General features: G+C 73.6%; 15 protein-coding genes and 1 riboswitch. Of the genes, 7 read left to right on the forward strand and 8 right to left on the reverse strand.

Annotation, left to right across the window (positions count from 1 at the left end; genetic code table 11):
- Positions 1–264 precede the first annotated feature (264 nt).
- Positions 265–2,034, reverse strand: a complete 1,770-nt coding sequence (arc, locus tag ACIRPH_RS11805; protein ID WP_402912797.1) for a proteasome ATPase — start codon at positions 2,032–2,034, stop codon at positions 265–267.
- 349 nt (positions 2,035–2,383) lie between these two features.
- Positions 2,384–3,391 carry a tRNA (adenine-N1)-methyltransferase gene (locus ACIRPH_RS11810; protein ID WP_402912799.1) on the reverse strand — a complete coding sequence of 336 codons (1,008 nt, stop codon included), beginning with the start codon at positions 3,389–3,391 and terminating at the stop codon, positions 2,384–2,386.
- 259 nt (positions 3,392–3,650) lie between these two features.
- Here ACIRPH_RS11810 and ppgK point away from each other — a divergent pair, with 259 nt between their 5' ends.
- A complete protein-coding gene (gene ppgK, locus ACIRPH_RS11815) occupies positions 3,651–4,415 on the forward strand; it encodes a polyphosphate--glucose phosphotransferase (RefSeq protein WP_402912802.1) in 765 nt (254 codons plus the stop codon).
- 81 nt (positions 4,416–4,496) lie between these two features.
- On the opposite strand, the gene ACIRPH_RS11820 is transcribed toward ppgK, so the two are convergent.
- The gene (locus tag ACIRPH_RS11820) at positions 4,497–4,601 is read right to left on the reverse strand and encodes a DUF2000 family protein (protein ID WP_402912804.1); all 105 of its coding nucleotides are present in this window, start codon (positions 4,599–4,601) and stop codon (positions 4,497–4,499) included.
- Positions 4,602–4,648: 47 nt separating this feature from the next.
- Between ACIRPH_RS11820 and ACIRPH_RS11825 the strand changes: the two genes are divergently transcribed.
- Positions 4,649–5,251 (forward strand): helix-turn-helix domain-containing protein, encoded by a 603-nt coding sequence (locus tag ACIRPH_RS11825; RefSeq protein WP_402912806.1) that lies wholly within the window; start codon positions 4,649–4,651, stop codon positions 5,249–5,251.
- Positions 5,252–5,450: 199 nt separating this feature from the next.
- On the opposite strand, the gene ACIRPH_RS11830 is transcribed toward ACIRPH_RS11825, so the two are convergent.
- Positions 5,451–5,816 (reverse strand): hypothetical protein, encoded by a 366-nt coding sequence (locus ACIRPH_RS11830; protein ID WP_402912809.1) that lies wholly within the window; start codon positions 5,814–5,816, stop codon positions 5,451–5,453.
- Positions 5,817–6,025: 209 nt separating this feature from the next.
- On the opposite strand from ACIRPH_RS11830, the gene ACIRPH_RS11835 reads away from it, so the two are divergent.
- A complete protein-coding gene (locus tag ACIRPH_RS11835; protein ID WP_402913308.1) occupies positions 6,026–7,288 on the forward strand; it encodes a multiprotein-bridging factor 1 family protein in 1,263 nt (420 codons plus the stop codon).
- Positions 7,289–7,408: 120 nt separating this feature from the next.
- On the opposite strand, the gene ACIRPH_RS11840 is transcribed toward ACIRPH_RS11835, so the two are convergent.
- A complete protein-coding gene (locus ACIRPH_RS11840) occupies positions 7,409–8,506 on the reverse strand; it encodes a site-2 protease family protein (protein WP_402913311.1) in 1,098 nt (365 codons plus the stop codon).
- A 120-nt stretch (positions 8,507–8,626) separates the two neighbouring features.
- On the opposite strand from ACIRPH_RS11840, the gene ACIRPH_RS11845 reads away from it, so the two are divergent.
- The 4 genes from ACIRPH_RS11845 (at position 8,627) to ACIRPH_RS11860 (ending at position 12,244) form a co-directional block, all read left to right on the forward strand.
- Complete coding sequence (locus ACIRPH_RS11845; protein WP_402912811.1) at positions 8,627–9,430, forward strand: RecB family exonuclease; 804 nt, start codon at positions 8,627–8,629, stop codon at positions 9,428–9,430.
- 92 nt (positions 9,431–9,522) lie between these two features.
- Positions 9,523–10,209 (forward strand): response regulator, encoded by a 687-nt coding sequence (locus ACIRPH_RS11850; protein WP_402912814.1) that lies wholly within the window; start codon positions 9,523–9,525, stop codon positions 10,207–10,209.
- Between the two features lie 230 nt (positions 10,210–10,439).
- Complete coding sequence (locus ACIRPH_RS11855) at positions 10,440–11,870, forward strand: threonine/serine exporter ThrE family protein (protein ID WP_402912816.1); 1,431 nt, start codon at positions 10,440–10,442, stop codon at positions 11,868–11,870.
- 185 nt (positions 11,871–12,055) lie between these two features.
- On the forward strand, positions 12,056–12,244 hold the full coding sequence (locus ACIRPH_RS11860) for a DUF5999 family protein (RefSeq protein WP_267945346.1): 189 nt from the start codon (positions 12,056–12,058) through the stop codon (positions 12,242–12,244).
- Between the two features lie 152 nt (positions 12,245–12,396).
- On the opposite strand, the gene ACIRPH_RS11865 is transcribed toward ACIRPH_RS11860, so the two are convergent.
- The 3 genes from ACIRPH_RS11865 to ACIRPH_RS11875 form a co-directional block, all read right to left on the reverse strand.
- Positions 12,397–13,632, reverse strand: coding sequence for a tetratricopeptide repeat protein (locus tag ACIRPH_RS11865; RefSeq protein ID WP_402912819.1), 1,236 nt, complete (start codon positions 13,630–13,632; stop codon positions 12,397–12,399).
- Between the two features lie 252 nt (positions 13,633–13,884).
- Positions 13,885–16,779: an aminomethyl-transferring glycine dehydrogenase gene (gene gcvP, locus ACIRPH_RS11870; RefSeq protein ID WP_402912822.1), complete on the reverse strand. Its 2,895-nt coding sequence runs from the start codon at positions 16,777–16,779 to the stop codon at positions 13,885–13,887.
- Between the two features lie 98 nt (positions 16,780–16,877).
- Positions 16,878–16,966: riboswitch (glycine riboswitch) on the reverse strand.
- A gap of 407 nt (positions 16,967–17,373) precedes the next feature.
- Positions 17,374–17,859: a MerR family transcriptional regulator gene (locus tag ACIRPH_RS11875; RefSeq protein WP_402912824.1), complete on the reverse strand. Its 486-nt coding sequence runs from the start codon at positions 17,857–17,859 to the stop codon at positions 17,374–17,376.
- Positions 17,860–17,863: the final 4 nt, after the last annotated feature.

The raw sequence follows: 17,863 nt of genomic DNA on the forward strand, positions 1-17,863 counted from the left end.
GATGCCCAGGTGACGCCGGTCCTGTTCACGCAGCGCACCCGGGTGCTCGTCGAGGTAACGGCCGTCCTCAGGTTCGCGATCCGCGCCGGGCCTCGGCGGTTACCGTCGGTGACCCAACGGAGAACGGCTGGGATCGCTCCCGGCTCCTCCGGACCCCAGGGCTGTGCCCTCACCCCGCCATCACGGGGCCCGGAGACAACCGGCACGAGAAGGGGCCGACCGGAACATCCGGTCGGCCCCTCACGGCGCTCTCGGAGCGCGTCGTTACAGGTACTGGCCCGTGTTGGCGACGGTGTCGATGGAGCGGCCCGCGTCCGCGCCCTTCTTGCCGGTCACGAGGGTCCGGATGTAGACGATGCGCTCGCCCTTCTTGCCGGAGATCCGCGCCCAGTCGTCGGGGTTGGTGGTGTTGGGCAGGTCCTCGTTCTCGCTGAACTCGTCGACGCAGGCCTGCAGCAGGTGCGACACCCTGATGCCCCGGGACTGCTGGTCGATGAAGTCCTTGATGGCCATCTTCTTGGCCCTGGAGACGATGTTCTCGATCATCGCGCCGGAGTTGAAGTCCTTGAAGTACAGGACCTCCTTGTCACCGTTGGCGTAGGTGACCTCCAGGAAGCGGTTCTCCTCGCCCTCGGTGTACATCCGCTCCACGACCCGCTGGATCATGGCGTCCACCGTGGCCCTGGTCGATCCGCCGTGCTCGACGAGGTCCTCCTCGTGCAGCGGCAGGTCCTCGGTGATGTACTTGCCGAAGATGTCGCGGGCCGCCTCGGCGTCGGGCCGCTCGATCTTGATCTTGACGTCCAGGCGGCCGGGCCGCAGGATCGCCGGGTCGATCATGTCCTCGCGGTTGGAGGCGCCGATGACGATGACGTTCTCCAGGCCCTCGACGCCGTCGATCTCGCTGAGGAGCTGCGGGACGATCGTGTTCTCCACGTCGGAGGACACACCCGATCCGCGGGTCCGGAAGATCGAGTCCATCTCGTCGAAGAAGACGATGACGGGGGTGCCCTCGGAGGCTTTCTCACGGGCACGTTGGAAGACCAGGCGGATGTGCCGCTCGGTCTCGCCCACGTACTTGTTCAGCAGCTCCGGGCCCTTGATGTTGAGGAAGAAGCTCTTGCCGACGTCGCGGCCGGTGCGCTCGGCGACCTGTTTGGCCAGCGAGTTGGCGACCGCCTTGGCGATGAGCGTCTTGCCGCAGCCGGGAGGGCCGTAGAGGAGGACGCCCTTGGGCGGGCGCAGCTTGTGCTCGTGGAACAGCTCCTTGTAGAGGTAGGGCAGCTCGACCGCGTCGCGGATCATCTCGATCTGCCCGGAGAGGCCGCCGATGTCGGTGTAGGCGATGTCGGGGACCTCTTCGAGGATGAGCTCCTCGACCTCCGACTTCGGGATCCGCTCGTACACGTAGCCCGAGCGCGGCTCCAGCAGCAGGGAGTCGCCGGGCCGGATCGGCTCGTCGCGCAGCGGTTCGGCCAGGCGGACGATCCGCTCCTCGTCGTGGTGGGAGATCACCAGGGCGCGTTCGCCGTCCTCGAGGATCTCCTTGAGCATGACGACCTCGCCGACGGTCTCGAAGGACTCGACCTCGACGACGTTGAAGGCCTCGTTGAGCATGACCTCCTGGCCGGGGCGCAGGCTCTCGAGGTCCACCGAGGGACTGACGTTGACGCGCATCTTGCGGCCGTTGGTGAAGATCTCGACGGTCTCGTCGTCACGTGAACCGAGGTAGACGCCGAATCCGGACGGCGGCTGCGCCAGCCGGTCGACCTCCTCCTTCAGCGCCACGATCTGCTCGCGCGCCTCCTTCAGCGTGGAGACGATCCGTTCGTTCTGGCCGTTGGCAGCGGCGAGGTTGGCCTGGGCCTCCCGCAACCGCTCCTCCAGCAGGCGTACATGTCGGGGCGAGTCGGCGAGCTTGCGCCGAACCACGCTGAGTTCCTTTTCCATGTAGGAGACCTGAGCCGTGAGTTCAGCGACTTCACGGTCCCGGTCGCTCTGACGCTCGTCGTCGCGCTCGGCCACGTCCGCCACCTCCCTAGGAGAAGTATGACTACTCGGAGCCTACCTACCCCTGCCCATTTCCTAACCTGTCTGCTGCGGGGAGTGTCGTAGGCCTCATTTTGATCTCTTGCGTTACCCCAGGTCACAGTGATAGCGGATGACCCGACGTAATCAGAAAGTAACCTCCGTGCCGGGACGGGGCAAGGAAGGCAGCCTCCCGGGCCCCGATCGGGGCCGGGCACGCGCGCGGGGCCGCGGCCGCGCCCCCTGCGGCCGGACCCTCCGTGACACGGGTCCGGACACGCGCGAGGCCCGCCCGGGAGTTCCGGACGGGCCTCGCGCGGCGCGGTGGGACGCAGGGGCGCGGCGGGCGCTGCCGCTACTCCCCGGCGGCGCCCGGCTGCTCCGGGCCCGCGTCGGGGGTCTCCGGGGCCTGCGGGGCCCCGGCGGTGGCGTTCCCGCCCACGGCGGGCGCCGTCCCGGGATCCGTCTGCGCCGGGCCGCGGCCGTCCTGCTCGCGGGCCGCGGTGAAGTCCTTGCCGTAGGCGCCCTTGGCCGGCCGGCGGCGGCGCTCGGGGGCCTCGGCCCCGTCGGCCAGGCGGCGGGCCACCACCAGGAACCCGGTGTGCCCGATCATGCGGTGGTCCGGGCGCACCGCCAGCCCCTCCACGTGCCAGGTGCGGAGCATGGTCTCCCACGAGCGCGGCTCGTAGAAGCGGTCGTCCTCGCGCAGCCCCTCGACCACGCGCGACAGCTGCGTGGTGGTGGCCACGTAGCAGCAGAGCAGCCCGCCGGGGATCAGCGCCCCGGCGACCGCGTCCAGGCACTCCCAGGGGGCGAGCATGTCGAGGAAGACCCGGTCCACGTCGGTCTCGTCGAGCTCCTCCACCAGGTCGCCGACGGTGAGCTTCCACGCCGGGTGCGGGCCGCCGTAGAACTTCTCGACGTTCTTGCGGGCGATCTCGGCGAAGTCGGCGCGGCGCTCGTAGGAGTGCACCATGCCGTTCTCGCCGACGGCGCGCAGCAGCCAGTTGGACATGGCGCCCGATCCGGCGCCCGCCTCGACCACCCGCGCCCCCGGGAAGATGTCCGCCTCGACCAGGACCTGGGCGGCGTCCTTGGGGTAGACGATGGTCGCCCCGCGCTTCATCGACAGCGTGTAGTCGATCAGCAGCGGGCGCAGCGCCACGTAGGCCGTGCCGGTGTTGGAGCGGACCACGCTGCCCTCGGGCTGTCCGATGAGGTCGTCGTGTTCGACCTTGCCCTTGTGGGAGTGGAAGGCGCTGCCTTCGCGCAGGGTGATCGTGTGCATGCGACCCTTGGGGTCGGTCAACTGCACGGTGTCGCCGTCGGTGAAGGGGCCGCGGCGGCCATGGATACCGGTCAACGTCGCTCTCGTCTTCCCACGTCGCAATTGGTTGAGTCAGGGCAGTCGCCCAGGGTATCGGCCCCCCGATACCGTGGCGAACGGCCGGAGTCGGCCCGAACCGACTACGGACGGTCGTAGTGGTCCGGGCACAAGTCCGGAAACGGGCGGCTCCCGGCGGGGCCGAACGTGCGAACACCCGTCCTCCGGGGCAGTATCGACACCGCGGGACCGCGACGGCGCCCATCCACCACACGAGGAACACGGGAGGCGACGACCCATGTCACAGCCGAATACGGCACTGGGGATCGACATCGGGGGCAGCGGCATCAAGGGCGCCCCTGTCGACCTGGTCGCCGGGGAGTTCCTCCGTGAGCGGATGAAGGTCCTCACGCCCCGCCACGCCGACCCCGCGGCGATCGCGGAGATCGTCGGCAAGATCGCCGCGCACTTCCCCGAGGTCTCGCAGGCGCCGCTGGGCATCACCTTCCCCGGAGTGGTGCAGGGCGGGGTCGTGCGCACCTCCGCCAACCTGCCCAAGAGCTGGGTGGGCACCGACGCGCGGACCCTGTTCACCGAGGCGACCGGCCGACCCGTGCGTGTCCTCAACGACGCCGACGCAGCGGCGGTCGCGGAGAGCCGCTACGGCGCCGCCAAGGGGGTGCCGGGCGTGGTGCTGATGACCACCCTGGGCACCGGCATCGGCTCCGCCCTGGTGGTGGACGGCAAACTCGTGCCCAACACCGAGTTCGGGCACCTGGAGATCGACGGGCACGACGCGGAGACGCGGGCCTCCTCCGGCGCCAAGGAGCGCGAGGACCTCTCCTACCAGGAGTGGGCGACCCAGCGCCTGCACCGCTACTACCGGGTGGTCGAGGACCTGCTCTGGCCGGACCTGATCGTGGTCGGCGGCGGGGTGAGCCGCAAGTCGGAGAAGTTCCTCCCCCTGGTGGACATCCGCACCCCCATCGTCCCCGCGTCCCTGCGCAACACCGCCGGGATCGTCGGCGCCGCGCTGGCGGCGGCCGAGCCCGGGACGGTCTGAGCCCGGCCGCCGTCCGGCCCCCGCCGGACGGCGGCCCGCTGCCTCCCCCGTGGGGGCCGGGCGGCTCCCGCACCGGGCCCCTCAGGGGTGCGGGCGCAGCCCCTTGAGCACCTTGTCGACGTCGTCCCTGGGCCCGTGGACCGCCACCCCCGCCAGGGCCAGGTCCTCGGCGGCCACCCCGAGCACGGCCGCCCGGTTGTCGTCGTCGCATCGTCCACATCGGCCCGGAACTGGTGCGCGAGGTGCTCGCCGACGCGGCCGGGGGGTGTGCCGCGCTGCCGTTGTTCCCCGACCCGGTGGTGCGCGCCCCCGGTCTGGCCGGAGCACTGCGGGGGCTGCACACGGCTCTGTCGGAAGGGGCGCCGAGGCCGGCCGCGGACGAGGCCCTGCAACGCGCGGTCGTGGCGATGGCGCGGCACGGGGCCACGGCCGCCCCCCGGGTGGCGGCGGTCCCGGAACGGGACGCGGCGGCGGTGGCCTCGCGTGCCGCCGACGTCCTGCGGGAGAGGGCGGCCGAGAACGTAGGGGCCGATGAGCTGGCCTCCGCCGTGGGGCGCAGCCGTTTCGCCGTCTACCGGGCGTTCCGGGCGGTGCGCGGGATGGCCCCCAGCGACTACCAGCGGCAGCTGCGGCTGCGCAGGGCCCGTGCCCTGATCGGGGCGGGGGTCCCCCTGGCCGAGGCCGCCGCCGGGGCGGGCTTCGCCGACCAGGGCCACCTGACGCGGTGGTTCTCCCGCTGCTACGGGACCACCCCGGGGGCGTTCCGCGCGGCGGACGGCCGCGCCGTACGCCTGGGGGCCGGGACGGCGCGGACGGACCGGGCGCGCCGGAGGTAAGGCGCGGGCCGCCCGCCGGGCACCGGGACGGAGGGGGCCGGGCGGCGGACGGCCCGCGCACGGGGGGCAGGACGGGCAGGCGGGCGGGGCCGGGCCCCGCGCGGAGGGGGACCGGGTTTCGGGGAAGCCCGGCCCCGCCCGCCTCCCGGGCGTGGGCAGGGCCCACACCCGTGGGGGCGCGGAGGGGGACCGCGCCGGTTCAGGCGTCGCCGACGGTCATGGACAGGGCGCCCACGATCCGCCTGGCGGCGTCGGAGGTCCGGGTGACGGGGGAGATGGGGACCCCCGACAGGGCGGGATGCACGTCCACCTGGGCCGGCCAGCGCATCCACCACCAGAGGTCGCCCCGGTGCGGTCTGAGCAGGGCGCGCTGGGGCCGGGCGCTGGGCCCGGCGTCGACCGCCCCGGAGGCCCCGTCCTCGCGGACCTCCACCCCGCGTGAGCGCAGTTCGGCGGCCAGGCCCCGCAGGGCCAGACCGGCGGGGTCCCCGCGGTCGGCCGCATCAGCCGCGGCGGGCTCCCACCGCAGACTCGGGCTTCCCGTCGGCGGGGTCTCCACGGTCACGGGGTGCCTCCCTTCCCTCCCGGATGCCTACCGGGACCAACGACTCTTGCACTCTCCCGCATCGGCCCCGGTACGGGGCGTCCCTATGCGGATCACGCATCGCACCTTCTTTTTCACACATAGCCACCCAGGGCGGCCGGAATCCCTAATCTAAGCTCATGCCCCAACCCGACGGTGTTCTGCCACCGGACCTGTGGTCGCGGCCCCGCATGGCGAACGCGCTGGCGACCTGCGACATGGCCACAGTTCTCGAAGGCGTGCGCACCGCGCGCGGATGGTCCCAGGGGGACCTCGCCCGCGCGGTCGCCTACTCCCAGAGCTGGGTCTCCCGAGTGGTCAACGGACAGCAGGCCCTGACGGTCGGCCAGGTCCAGGACCTCGCCCGGCGCCTGGACGTCCCGCTGCACCTGCTCCGCTTCGGAGGCTCCCCGCCACCGGGCGGACCCGCCCAGAAGGAGGTGGACACGACGAGACGACGCGAGTTCGGGAAGGCGGTCGCCGCCGGGGCCCTTCTCACCGCCGCCCCCGCCGCTCCCCCGCCGCCGCAGACGCCCCACCAGGTCGACGAGACCACCGCGTCCGCGCTGCGCTCCATCACCGGCGGCCAGCGCCGCATGGACGCCTCCGCCCCCGCCCGCCACCTGCTGCCCAGCGCCGTGACGCATGTGCAGCTGGCCGAGCAGATGCTCGCGAACTCGCGCGGGACGCCCTTCCACCCGGCGCTCAGCGCGGCGGCCAGCGAGGCCGCCGGGTTCGCCGCCTGGCTCCACGCCGACCTGGGCGACATGGGCTCGGCCCGGACCCACTACCGCACGGCGGTCGTCCGCGCCCGCCAGGCCGGGATGCGCCTGCTCGACGTGTACATGCTGGGGTCACTCGCCGCCTTCGAGATCGACACGGCGGAGGACCCCGAACTGGGCCTGGGGCTGGTGCGGGAGGCCGAGCACGTCCTGGGCCCCTCCGCGCACCCCACTGCCCGCGCCTGGCTCGCCTGCGTGGGCGCCCTCGCCCACGCGGGCACCGGCGACGGCCCCGCCGCCTCCCGCGCCATCGGCAGGGCGGAGAAGGAGGCCGCCCGCACGACCAACACCGACCCGCCCTGGCCGTGGGTGTTCGCCTTCGACCAGGCCAAGGTCGCCGGCTACCGGGCCCTGGTCGGGGTGCGCCTGCGGAGCCCGAACGAGGCCCGCGCGGCCTTCTCGGAAGCCCTCGCCCAGAAGGCCGCCAACGACAAGCAGGCGGCGGTCCTCCAGGTGGAGCTGGCCTCGGCACACGCGGAGGCGGGCGACGTGGACGAGGCGTTCCGCCTGGCGCGGGAGGCGCTCGCCACGGGGATGCGCTTCGACTCCGAGCGGGTGATCGGACGGGTGCGGAGGTTCAGGCGCGGGTACCGGGGGCCTCGGGCCGGATGCGTCGACGACCTGGACCGCCGGCTCACCTCGCTCGTGACCGGTATCGCGGCCCCGGGCTAGGCGGGCGAGGACGGGGAGTACCCGTGATCCGCATCGGAGCCGCCGGGGGCCGGGCCCCCGGGGAGCGCACAGCGGCGGGGGGGGGGGGGCCCCCCCCCCCCCCCCCCCCCGTCCGGCGCGTCAGGCCCGGCCGGACATCGCCGCGTTGACGTCGGCGGCGCGCAGCACGCCGACCACCCCGCCGCCCGCCTCGTCCACCACCAGGTACTCCGGCAGCTGGTGCCCGGTCAGCGCGTCGAGCAGCTCCTCGCCCCTCAGGTCCACCGGAACCAGGGAGGAGCCCGTCACCGCCCGCGCCACGCTCGACACCGGCACCCGGCCCCGGCGCCCCTCCGCGATCGCCGCGGCCGAGGCCGGGTGCACGATCGACGTCGGGGTGCCGTCGGCGTCGGTCACGACGATCTCCACGACCCCCGCCCCTCGCGCCTTCCCCTGCGCCTCGGCCAGCGGGGTGTCGGACAGCACCAGCACCGCCGGACGGGCCAGGTCGCGCGCGCTCAGTCCGGGCACCCGCTCGCGCACCCGGGCCGCCCGCAGGGCGTCGGTGGCGCCCATCCACATGAACCCGCCCAGGAGCAGGCCCCAAACCACCGCCCACGGGCTCAAGGGCCCGCCGGACGACCACGCCAGGACGAACGGGACCGCCACCACGACCAGGGCGAGACCCCGGCCGCCCCAGGCCGCCGCCACGCTCCCCGCGACCTGCCTGCCGGTCGCCTTCCACACCCCGGCGCGCAGCAGCCGGCCGCCGTCCAGGGGCAGCCCGGGCAGCAGGTTGAACACGCCCACCAGGAAGTTGGCGATCCACAGCTGGAACAGCAGCTCGCCCACCACGCTGAACGGGTCGGCGAACTGGTACAGGCCGAAGGCGCCCGCGGCCAGGAGCAGGGAGAACAGCGGACCCGAGAACGCGATCCAGAACTCCCGCCCCGGCGTGGGCGCCTCCCGCTCGATCTCGGAGACCCCGCCCAGCACGTACAGCACGATCCGCCGCACCGGCAGCCCGTACATGCGCGCCACCACCGAGTGCGCGAGCTCGTGCACCAGGACCGAGGCGTACAGCAGGACCGCGAAGACGAACGCCAACAGGTACGAGGCGGGCCCCAGCGCGAGCCGTCCCTCGACGATCCCCCCGTAGACGAGGGTGATCAGCACCGCCACGATCAACCACGACGGCGTCACGTACACGGGGATGCCGAAGGGGCGGCCCAGGAGCAGCCCCTTGCTCTTGGCGCGGTCGCGGGTTCTGGGCGCGGAGGGCTCACTACCGGTGGTCACGTCCCCAGGGTACGGGGCCACCGCGCCCGGCCTGTCGCGGCCTTCTCATAGGCTCGTCCCATGACCACCGCGCCCCTTCCGTCCGCCCTCTCGCCCTCGCGTGCCTCCGACTTCCTCCAGTGCCCCCTGCTGTTCCGGTTCCGCACCATCGACCGGCTCCCCGAGGCTCCCAGCGCGGCGGCGCTGCGCGGCACCCTGGTCCACGCCTGCCTCGAACGCCTCTACGAGCTCCCCGCGGAGTCGCGCACCCCGCACAACGCCGTCGCCCTCGTCGACCCGCAGTGGACCGCGATGCGCGAGAAGAAGCCCGAGGTCGAGGAGCTCTTCGCCGACGAGGGGGAGCGCGACACCTGGCTGGAGTCCGCCCGCGACCTGGTGCGCCGGTACTTCGACCTGGAGAACCCGACGGCCCTGGAGCCCCGCGACCGCGAGATGCGCCTGGACGTGGCCCTGCCCACCGGGCTCAAACTGCGCGGCTACGTCGACCGCCTCGACGTCACCCCGACCGGACAGATCCGGATCGTGGACTACAAGACCGGCAAGTCCCCGCACCCGCGGTTCGAGGACAAGGCCCGCTTCCAGATCTTCTTCTACGCCGTGATGATCTGGCGCGACCTCGGCGTCGTCCCCACCCGCCTCCAGCTCGTCTACCTCGGCGGCGACGGGGCCGTGCGCTGGTACGACCCGACCGAGGACGAGCTCCGGGCCGCCGAGGAGGAGATCTCCGGCATCTGGGCCCGGATCGAGGAGGCCGGGCGGACCGGCGTGTGGGCGCCCCGCAAGAGCAAGCTGTGCGGCTGGTGCGAGCACCGGGCCCTGTGCCCCGAGTTCGGCGGCACCCCGCCGCCGCTGCCCACCGCCTGACCGGCCGCGGCCCGTCCCCGCCGGCCGCGCCCCCGCCCGCGCCCCGGACGGCGGGGACCGGACAAGCCCCCCGATGAGGCACAATCGGCCCTGTGCCCGTCTCTGTGCTGCTGGTCGACGACCAGCCCCTCGTCCGCGCCGGATTCCGCATGATCCTGGAGTCCGCCCCACACCTGTCGGTCGTCGGGGAGGCCTCCGACGGCCGCGAGGCGGTGCGGGCCGCCCGGACCCTGCTGCCCGACGTCGTCCTCATGGACATCCGCATGGCGGGCATGGACGGGGTCGAGGCCACCCGCCTGATCACGTCCTGGGCCCAGCCCCTGGGGCACAGCGTGCGGGTCCTGGCACTGACCACCTTCGACCTGGACGAGTACGTGGTGGAGATCCTGCGCGCGGGCGCGACCGGGTTCCTCCTCAAGGACTCCCCGCCCGCCGAGCTCGTGACCGCCGTGGAGGTGGTCGCGAGCGGCGCCGCGGTCGTGGCCCCCCCGGTCCTGCGCCGCCTCCTGGACCGCTTCACGCCGCTGCTGCCCCCCGCGACCGAGGACGAGGCCCCGGCCACGACCCTGACCGCCCGCGAGCACGAGGTCCTGCGGCTGGTGGCGCGCGGCTGGTCCAACGCCGAGATCGCCGCCCACCTCGTCCTGGGCGAGACGACCGTCAAGTCGCACGTGGGAAGCATCCTCACCAAACTGGGACTGCGGGACCGCGTACAGGCCGTGGTCCACGCCTACGAACACGGAATCGTCAGGCCCGGGCGGCCCGACGGGGAGGGCTGAGGCGCGGCGCCGTCCGGGCGCACCGCGGCACCGGGCCACCCGCCCCGCGGGCCCCGGCGCGTCGCTGTCGGAGTCCATTCCGCCTTGACAGGATGATCCGGTGATCGAACTCACCGGCGCCCGCCCCTGTTCCAGGCGAACCCGACACGTCCGGGCTGCGTCCCCTCTGGGGTTGTGATCGACGCGCCGACCACCACGGGGTACAGGCGGGGAGGGAACGGAGAACAGGGATGCCAAGCAAGCGGGAGCGACCGGTTCCCCCGAGCGAGGACCGCCTGCTCAGCAGGATGCGGGACTGGCGGGCGGAACACGAACGGGAACTGACCCCGGACGGCCTCGACGACAACGAGGCCGTGAACCTGCCCGACGCGAGGGCCATGGACCTGGTCCTGCGCGTGGGCGAGCTCATGCTGGCCAGCGGCGAGGGCACGGAGGCCGTGAGCGAGTCGATGCTCAGCCTCTCGGTCGCCTTCGAGCTGCCCCGGTCCGAGGTGTCGGTCACCTTCACCACGATCACCCTGTCCACCCACCCGGGCGGCGACCAGCCGCCCGTCACCGGCGAACGGGTCGTGCGCCGGCGCTCCCTGGACTACTTCCGCGTCAACGAGCTGCACACCCTGGTGCAGCAGGCCGCGCTGGGGCTGCTGGAACTGGAGGACGCCACCGCGCGGCTCTCCCAGATCCGGCGTGCCCGCATGCCGTACCCGAACTGGGTGATCGTGTTCGGGTTCGGCCTGATCGCCTCCAGCGCCAGTGTGATGATGGGCGGCGGCCTGGTCGTGGCCGCCGCCGCGTTCCTCGCCACCGTGCTGGGCGACCGGACCGCGGTGTTCCTGGCCCGGCGCGGTGTCGCCGAGTTCTACCAGATGGCCGCGGCGGCGGTGGTCGCGGCGACCATCGGCGTGGCCCTGCTCTGGGTGAGCACCACGCTGAACCTGGGGCTGCAGGCCGCGGCCATCATCACCGGCAACATCATGGCCCTGCTCCCCGGGCGGCCCCTGGTGTCCAGCCTCCAGGACGGCATCAGCGGCAGCTACGTGTCGTCCGCGGCGCGCCTCCTGGAGACCTTCTTCATCCTGGGCGCGATCGTGTCGGGGGTGGGCGCCGTGGCCTACACGGCGATCCGCCTGGGCGTGCCGGTCGACCTCGACAGCCTGCCCTCGGCGGGCACCTCGTTGGAGGTCCCCGTCCTGATCGGCGCGGCGGGGATCGCGATGGCGTTCGCGATCTCGCTGGCGGTCCCGCCCCGGATGCTCCCGACGATCGGGGCCCTGGGCGTCATGATCTGGGTGATCTACGCGGGTCTGCGCTCGCTCCTGGACGTGCCGCCGGTCGTGGGCACGATGGCCGGAGCCGTCGCGGTGGGCGTCGTGGGGCACTGGCTCGCCAGGCGCACCAGACGCCCGGTCCTGCCGTACCTGGTCCCGTCGATCGCGCCGCTGCTCCCCGGCAGCATCCTGTACCGGGGGCTGATCGAGATCACCCAGGGCACGGCGGTGTCCGGCCTGCTCAGCGTGGTGGAGGCGGTCATGGTGGGCCTGGCGCTGGGCGCCGGGGTCAACCTCGGCGGGGAACTGGTGCGGGCCTTCCAGCGCGGCGGGCTCGCCGGGGCGGGGATGCGCAGCCGCCCCGCGGCACGCCGAACGCGCGGCGGATACTGAAACCGTTCTGGCCGGAGCCGGACACACCGGAACCATTGCCTGCCTGCGGGTATCTCACCGTGTGAGAGCGGACGACGACACCGGGGCCACCACGGTGGGCCTAAACCAGAGCAAGCATGTGATGTGAGCCACTAAAGTTGGCGTCAGCTCAACGACGAGCTCTTCCGGAACGAAAGGCCTGTCCCATGTGCAGCCACCAACCCGCCTGTCCGTCCTTCGAGGACACCGACCGCGAAGCCGCACGGGTCGTCTCCAGCCACCCCGAACAGGGCTGGAGCCTGCTCTGCAACGGGGTCGTCCTTTTCGACGACACCGGCGAACTGCTGCCCGACGGGGCGGTCGTCGCCCCGCACCGGCCCCGCGTGGCCGCCTGACCCCGCCCACCGGGGACCACGGCCAGGGACCCGCCCCGCCCACGCACCGGAAGCGGGCGACACCGCCCGCCGCCGGCCCCGGGCCGACGCAGGCGCGGTCCCCGGCCGACGCACACCCGCCCGGAAGGCGACGAGCCCCGGGCGGTTCCGTGTCACAGGTCGGGCCAGCCCTCGGGCAGGACGTCCTCTCCCCCCATCGCCTCCCGCAGCCGGCTCCGGAAGTCGGCGTGCACGTCGGCGCCCCACACCAGGCCGCTCGGGGTGCGCAGGGCCTGCTCCATGGCGGCGCGCAGCGCGTCGGCGCGCGACTCTCCCTCCACCACCGGGAGCGCCAGCAGCGCGTGCATCCGGGTGATGACGGCGAACAGCTCCCCCGCCAGCGCCGGGGCGGTGGCCGTCGCCGCGGCCTCCTCCAGGTAGGGGTCCCACCACGGGGCCGCCCCCTCGTCCTCCGGTGCGGAGAACCCCCGGCGCAGCCGACGGCGCACCTCGTGCGCGGTCTCCGGGTCCCTGTCCCCCAGGCCCGTGCGCCAGACCCGCTCGGCGCCGTCGGGCTCCCCGCGCAGGGCGAGCAGGCCGGCGAGGAGTTCCACCGCCGAGGCCGAGGTCCCCGCCTCCGGGGCGGGCGCGTCCCGCTCCCCCTCGCCCGGGTCGACGATCGCGCCGACGTCGGCAATGGCGTGTTCGAGGTGGGCCGCCGCGCTCAGCAGGCGCAGGCCGGGGTCGTCCGCGACCGAGAGCCCGCGTTCGAGGGCCGCGGAGGCGGCGCCCGGCAGCCCCCGCCCGAGCAGGCGGCCCGCCAGGTCCCGGGCCGCCTCGACGACGGTGGCCGCGTGCAGGCGGCCGATCGGGGCGGGGCCGTGCGGGAGGCTCAGGGCCGCCTCCCAGTGCTCCTCGGCCGCGCCGGGGTCCCCGCGGTCCTCCGCCGAACGCGCCAGCCCGTAGTGGGCCACGGCGGCGTAGGAGGGGTCCCCCAGGTCGGCGAGCCTGCGCCAGACGCCCTCGGCCTCGACGTGCTCGCCCTCCTGTTCGAGGGACAGGCCGAGGTGGTAGGCGGCGCGCGGGGCGTACCGGGGGTCGCCGGTGGCCACCGCCCCGCGTGCGGCCTCGCGGGACGCGGGGAGGTCCCCCCGCTGGTCCTCGACCACGGCCAGGCCCAGCAGGGCGCGGGCCAGCAGCCGCGGGTGCGGGTCCGCGGCGACGGCTCTGCGGTAGAGCTTGGCGGCGCGCTTGAGGTGGCCGTTCTCGGCGAGGTCCTGGGCCTGGTCGCACACGTCGGCGGCGTCCTGGGCGGAGATCGCGTCGGCCTCCCCGGCGTCCTGGGGGTCGGCGGCCGGGGGCGGGTCGGCGGGGCCAGAGCGTGCGGGATGTCCGGACGTCGTGGTCATTGCTTCCGCTTTCCATGGGGGCGGCGGGTCTCGCGGTGGGACGCGGAACCGGGTCGCCGCAACTCTAACGCGGCTCCCGCCCGGAGGCTGCGGCCCCGTGGGGATGTCGGTCCACCGCTCGTCCCCTCAGTGGCCGGGACCCTCGCCCATACGACACCTTTACGTTGTAGATTCCCTGCTGGTTGGCAGTCGTCCCGGACACGCGGAGGGGCGCCGGTCCGCGGACCGGCGCCCCTCCTACGTCCCGCCCGCCTACATCGCGAAGGCCTCCGGCGGCGGGCAGGAGCAGACCAGGTTGCGGTCACCGTAGGCCTGGTCGATACGGCCGACCGGCGGCCAGTACTTGTCCGTGCGCAGCGACGGCAGCGGGTAGGCGGCCTCGGCGCGGGTGTAGCCGTGCTCCCACTCCTCGGCCGTGACCGCCTCGGCGGTGTGCGGGGCGTTGCGCAGGGGGTTGTCCTCGGCGTCCCACTCCCCGCCGGCCACCCGGTCGATCTCGGCGCGGATCGCGATCATCGCCTCCACGAACCGCTCCAGCTCGGCGAGGTTCTCGCTCTCGGTCGGCTCCACCATGAGGGTGCCGTTGACCGGGAAGGACATCGTCGGGGCGTGGAACCCGTAGTCCATGAGGCGCTTGGCCACGTCCTCGTTGCTGATCCCGCTGGCCTTCTGGAGCGGGCGGATGTCGATGACGCACTCGTGGGCCACCAGGCCCCCCGCACCGGTGTAGAGGACGGGGAAGTACGGCTCCAGCCGCTTGGCCAGGTAGTTCGCGGACAGGACCGCGACCTCGGTGGCCGAGCGCAGGCCCTCCTCCCCCATCATCCGCACGTACGCCCAGGAGATGGGCAGGATGCCCGCCGAACCGAACGGCGCGGCCGACACCGGGCCCACCCCCGTGTGCGGGCCCGCCTCGGACTGGGCCGGGTGGTTGGGCAGGAAGCCGGCCAGGTGCGAGCGGACCGCGACCGGCCCCACGCCCGGGCCCCCGCCCCCGTGCGGGATGCAGAACGTCTTGTGCAGGTTGAGGTGGCTGACGTCGGCGCCGAACTCGCCCGGCTTGGCCCAGCCGAGGAGCGCGTTGAGGTTGGCGCCGTCGACGTACACCTGGCCGCCGGCCTCGTGGACCAGGCGGCAGACCTCGGTGATGGTGTCCTCGTACACGCCGTGCGTGGACGGGTAGGTGACCATGATCGCGGCCAGGTCGTCCGCGTGCGCGGCGGTCTTGGCGCGCAGGTCGTCCAGGTCGACGTTGCCGTTGTCGTCGCAGGCGACGACGGCCACGCGCATACCCGCCATCACGGCGCTCGCGGCGTTGGTGCCGTGCGCGGAACTGGGGATGAGGCACACGTCGCGGTGGGCCTCGCCCCGCGAGCGGTGGTAGCCCCGGATGGCGAGGAGCCCGGCGAACTCGCCCTGGGACCCGGCGTTGGGCTGGAGGGACACGGCGTCGTAGCCGGTGACCTCGGCCAGCCAGGCCTCCAGGTCGCGGATCACGGTCATGCTCCCGGCGGCCTGGTCGATCGGCGCGAACGGGTGCAGGCCCGCGAACTCGGGCCAGGTGACGGGTTCCATCTCCGTGGTCGAGTTGAGCTTCATGGTGCACGAGCCCAGCGGGATCATCGTGCGGTCCAGGGCGAGGTCGCGGTCGGACAGGCGGCGCATGTAGCGCAGCAGGGAGGTCTCGCTCCGGTGGGTGTTGAACACCGGGTGCTCGAGGTAGTCGACCTCCCTGGCCAGCTCGGCGGGGAGGCGTACGGCGTCCGGGTCCACGGCCGGGAGGCCCCGTGCGGAGCCCCGCTCGGCCTCGCCGAAGGCCGCCAGCACCGCCTCCAGGTCGGCCGCGGAGGTGGTCTCGTCCACGCTCACGCCGACCGTGTACTGGTCGACGGGGAGGAGGTTGTAGCCGGCCTCCAGCGCGGTCTCCACGACGCGGGCCGCGCTGGGCACGCGCACGCGCAGGGTGTCGAAGTAGGCGGAGTGGACGATCTCGAAACCGCGCTCGGCGAGGGCGTCGGCCAGCACGGCGGTGCGGGTGTGCACCTGGCGGGCGATCGCGCGCAGGCCGTCGGGGCCGTGGTAGACCGCGTACATCCCCGCCATGACGGCCAGGAGCACCTGCGCGGTGCAGATGTTGCTGGTGGCCTTCTCGCGGCGGATGTGCTGTTCCCGGGTCTGGAGGGCGAGCCGGTAGGCGGGCTTGCCCGCGTTGTCCACCGAGACCCCGACCAGGCGGCCGGGCAGCTGGCGGCGCAGCTTCTCCCCGACGGCCATGTAGCCGGCGTGCGGGCCCCCGAAGCCGAGCGGGACGCCGAAGCGCTGGGTGGAGCCGACCGCGATGTCGGCGCCGAGGTCGCCCGGGCTGCGCAGCAGGGTCAGGGCGAGGATGTCGGCGGCCACGACCGCGAGGGCCCCGCGCTCGTGGGCCGCGGCGATGACGCCGCCCGGGTCGCGCACGGCCCCGCCGGCGCCGGGGTACTGGACGAGGACGCCGAAGGCGTCGCCCTGGGGAAGGCCCTGCGTCAGGTCGGCGACGACGACCTCGATGCCCAGGGGTTCGGCGCGGGTGCGGAGGACCTGGAGGGTCTGCGGGAAGACGTCGGCGTCGACGACGAAGACGTCGGCCTTGCTCCTGGAGGCCCGGCGGGCCAGGGTCATGGCCTCGGCCGCCGCGGTGGACTCGTCCAGCAGGGAGGCGCCCGAGACCGGCAGGCCGGTCAGGTCGCAGACCATGGTCTGGAAGTTGAGCAGGGCCTCCAGTCGGCCCTGGGAGATCTCGGGCTGGTAGGGCGTGTAGGCCGTGTACCAGGCCGGGTTCTCCATGATGTTGCGCAGGATGACCGGCGGGGTGAAGGTCCCGTAGTAGCCCTGGCCGAGCAGGGAGGTGCGCACGTCGTTGCGCGCGGCGAGGTCGCGGAGTTCGGCCAAGGCCTCGGCCTCCCCGATCGCGTCGGGAAGGGCGAGCGGGGCGCTGCTGCCGGGGCCGGTGAGGATGGACTCCGGTACGGCCGCCGCCATGAGCTCGGCGGTGGAGCCGTAGCCGACCGCCTTGAGCATCTCCTGGGTCTCGGCCGGTGTCGGGCCGATGTGGCGGTCGGCGAACACCCGCGCGGGTGCGCCGGGTGTGTTCACGGGCTGGTCGGGCACGGAGACCTCCTGGTGACAGGGCCGAGTCGGCTCGGCGGTGTTCCTCACGGTCTCCCCCTCTGTCACCGGGCACGGTCGTGCTCCGGCTTCAGAGCGGCCTCCTCCGTGCGGTCCGTGGTGCCTGAGAGGTTACTGGGGAGTATTGCCCCGTCGGCGCCCCTGTCGGGGTCTCTCCCGCGCGGTATTGACAGCCTGCTGACGCTGTGTACGCATGTGGGGACAGGGCGAATTCCACCCTTTATCCCTGTTGTGAGTACGACCGTACTCGATCATCACCGCAGGCGCAGAGCCCGCCCACGCGTTTCGTCCGCCTCCGCGCACCGGTGCTCGCAGGGGTCCGCCGCCCGTCCGGGGTCCGCGTGCGCCGGCGCCGTGCCGGTGTGGTCGCCGGTGTGGCCGCCGTCGGCGGCAGGGCGGCCGCGCAAGCCGTGTCCCCGCGCCGGGGATCCCGGCGGCGGACCGGTCGGGAACCGCTCCCCCTCGGCCGCCGCGGCGCGCCGCAGGCCCGCGACCGCCGGGCCGGGAACGGCACGGGAGCGGCCTTCGGGCGCCCGCCCGGCGGCGACGCCGGCGGAGGCCCGCGGGGCCCCGGGGTCAGCCCGTCCGGCGCTCCCTGCGCCGCCGGGCGAGTTCGTCCACCGGCGGGGGGGCGGAGGGGAGCTCGGTCCGCTCCTCGTCGGGGACCACGCCCAGCGCCTCCTCCAGCTCACGCCACACGTGGGCCAGTGCCAGGCCGAACATGCCCTGGCCGCGCTGCATGAGGTCCACGACCTCGTCGGGGGAGGTGCACTCGTAGACGCTGACGCCGTCGCTCATGAGGGTGATGCGGGCCAGGTCGGGGGCGGGGCGTCCGCGCAGGTGGTCCACCGCGGTCCGGATCTGCTGCAGCGATATGCCCGTGTCCAGCAGCCGCTTGGCCACCTTGAGCAGCAGGATGTCGGGCAGGCTGTACAGGGGGGCGTTCTGGGCACCGGTGCGCACGCTCGGCTCCACCAGGCCGGTTCTCGCCCAGTAGTCGAGCTGACGGTAGGTGATCCCGGCGGCGGTACACGCCGCTGGGCCCCGATACCCGACGTCCATAGGC

This window comes from Nocardiopsis sp. NPDC101807 (genome assembly GCF_044766605.1).
GTDB lineage: Bacteria > Actinomycetota > Actinomycetes > Streptosporangiales > Streptosporangiaceae > Nocardiopsis > Nocardiopsis tropica.

Excerpts from the sequence above, each read along its gene's own strand:
- ACIRPH_RS11845 (WP_402912811.1), top strand. The coding sequence starts at position 8,627 with ATGACCACCGCGCCCCTTCCGTCCGCCCTCTCGCCCTCGCGTGCCTCC.
- ppgK (WP_402912802.1), top strand. The coding sequence starts at position 3,651 with ATGTCACAGCCGAATACGGCACTGGGGATCGACATCGGGGGCAGCGGC.
- ACIRPH_RS11835 (WP_402913308.1), top strand. The coding sequence starts at position 6,026 with ATGGCGAACGCGCTGGCGACCTGCGACATGGCCACAGTTCTCGAAGGC.
- ACIRPH_RS11855 (WP_402912816.1), top strand. The coding sequence starts at position 10,440 with ATGCCAAGCAAGCGGGAGCGACCGGTTCCCCCGAGCGAGGACCGCCTG.
- ACIRPH_RS11875 (WP_402912824.1), bottom strand. The coding sequence starts at position 17,859 with ATGGACGTCGGGTATCGGGGCCCAGCGGCGTGTACCGCCGCCGGGATC.
- ACIRPH_RS11865 (WP_402912819.1), bottom strand. The coding sequence starts at position 13,632 with ATGACCACGACGTCCGGACATCCCGCACGCTCTGGCCCCGCCGACCCG.
- ACIRPH_RS11860 (WP_267945346.1), top strand. The coding sequence starts at position 12,056 with ATGTGCAGCCACCAACCCGCCTGTCCGTCCTTCGAGGACACCGACCGC.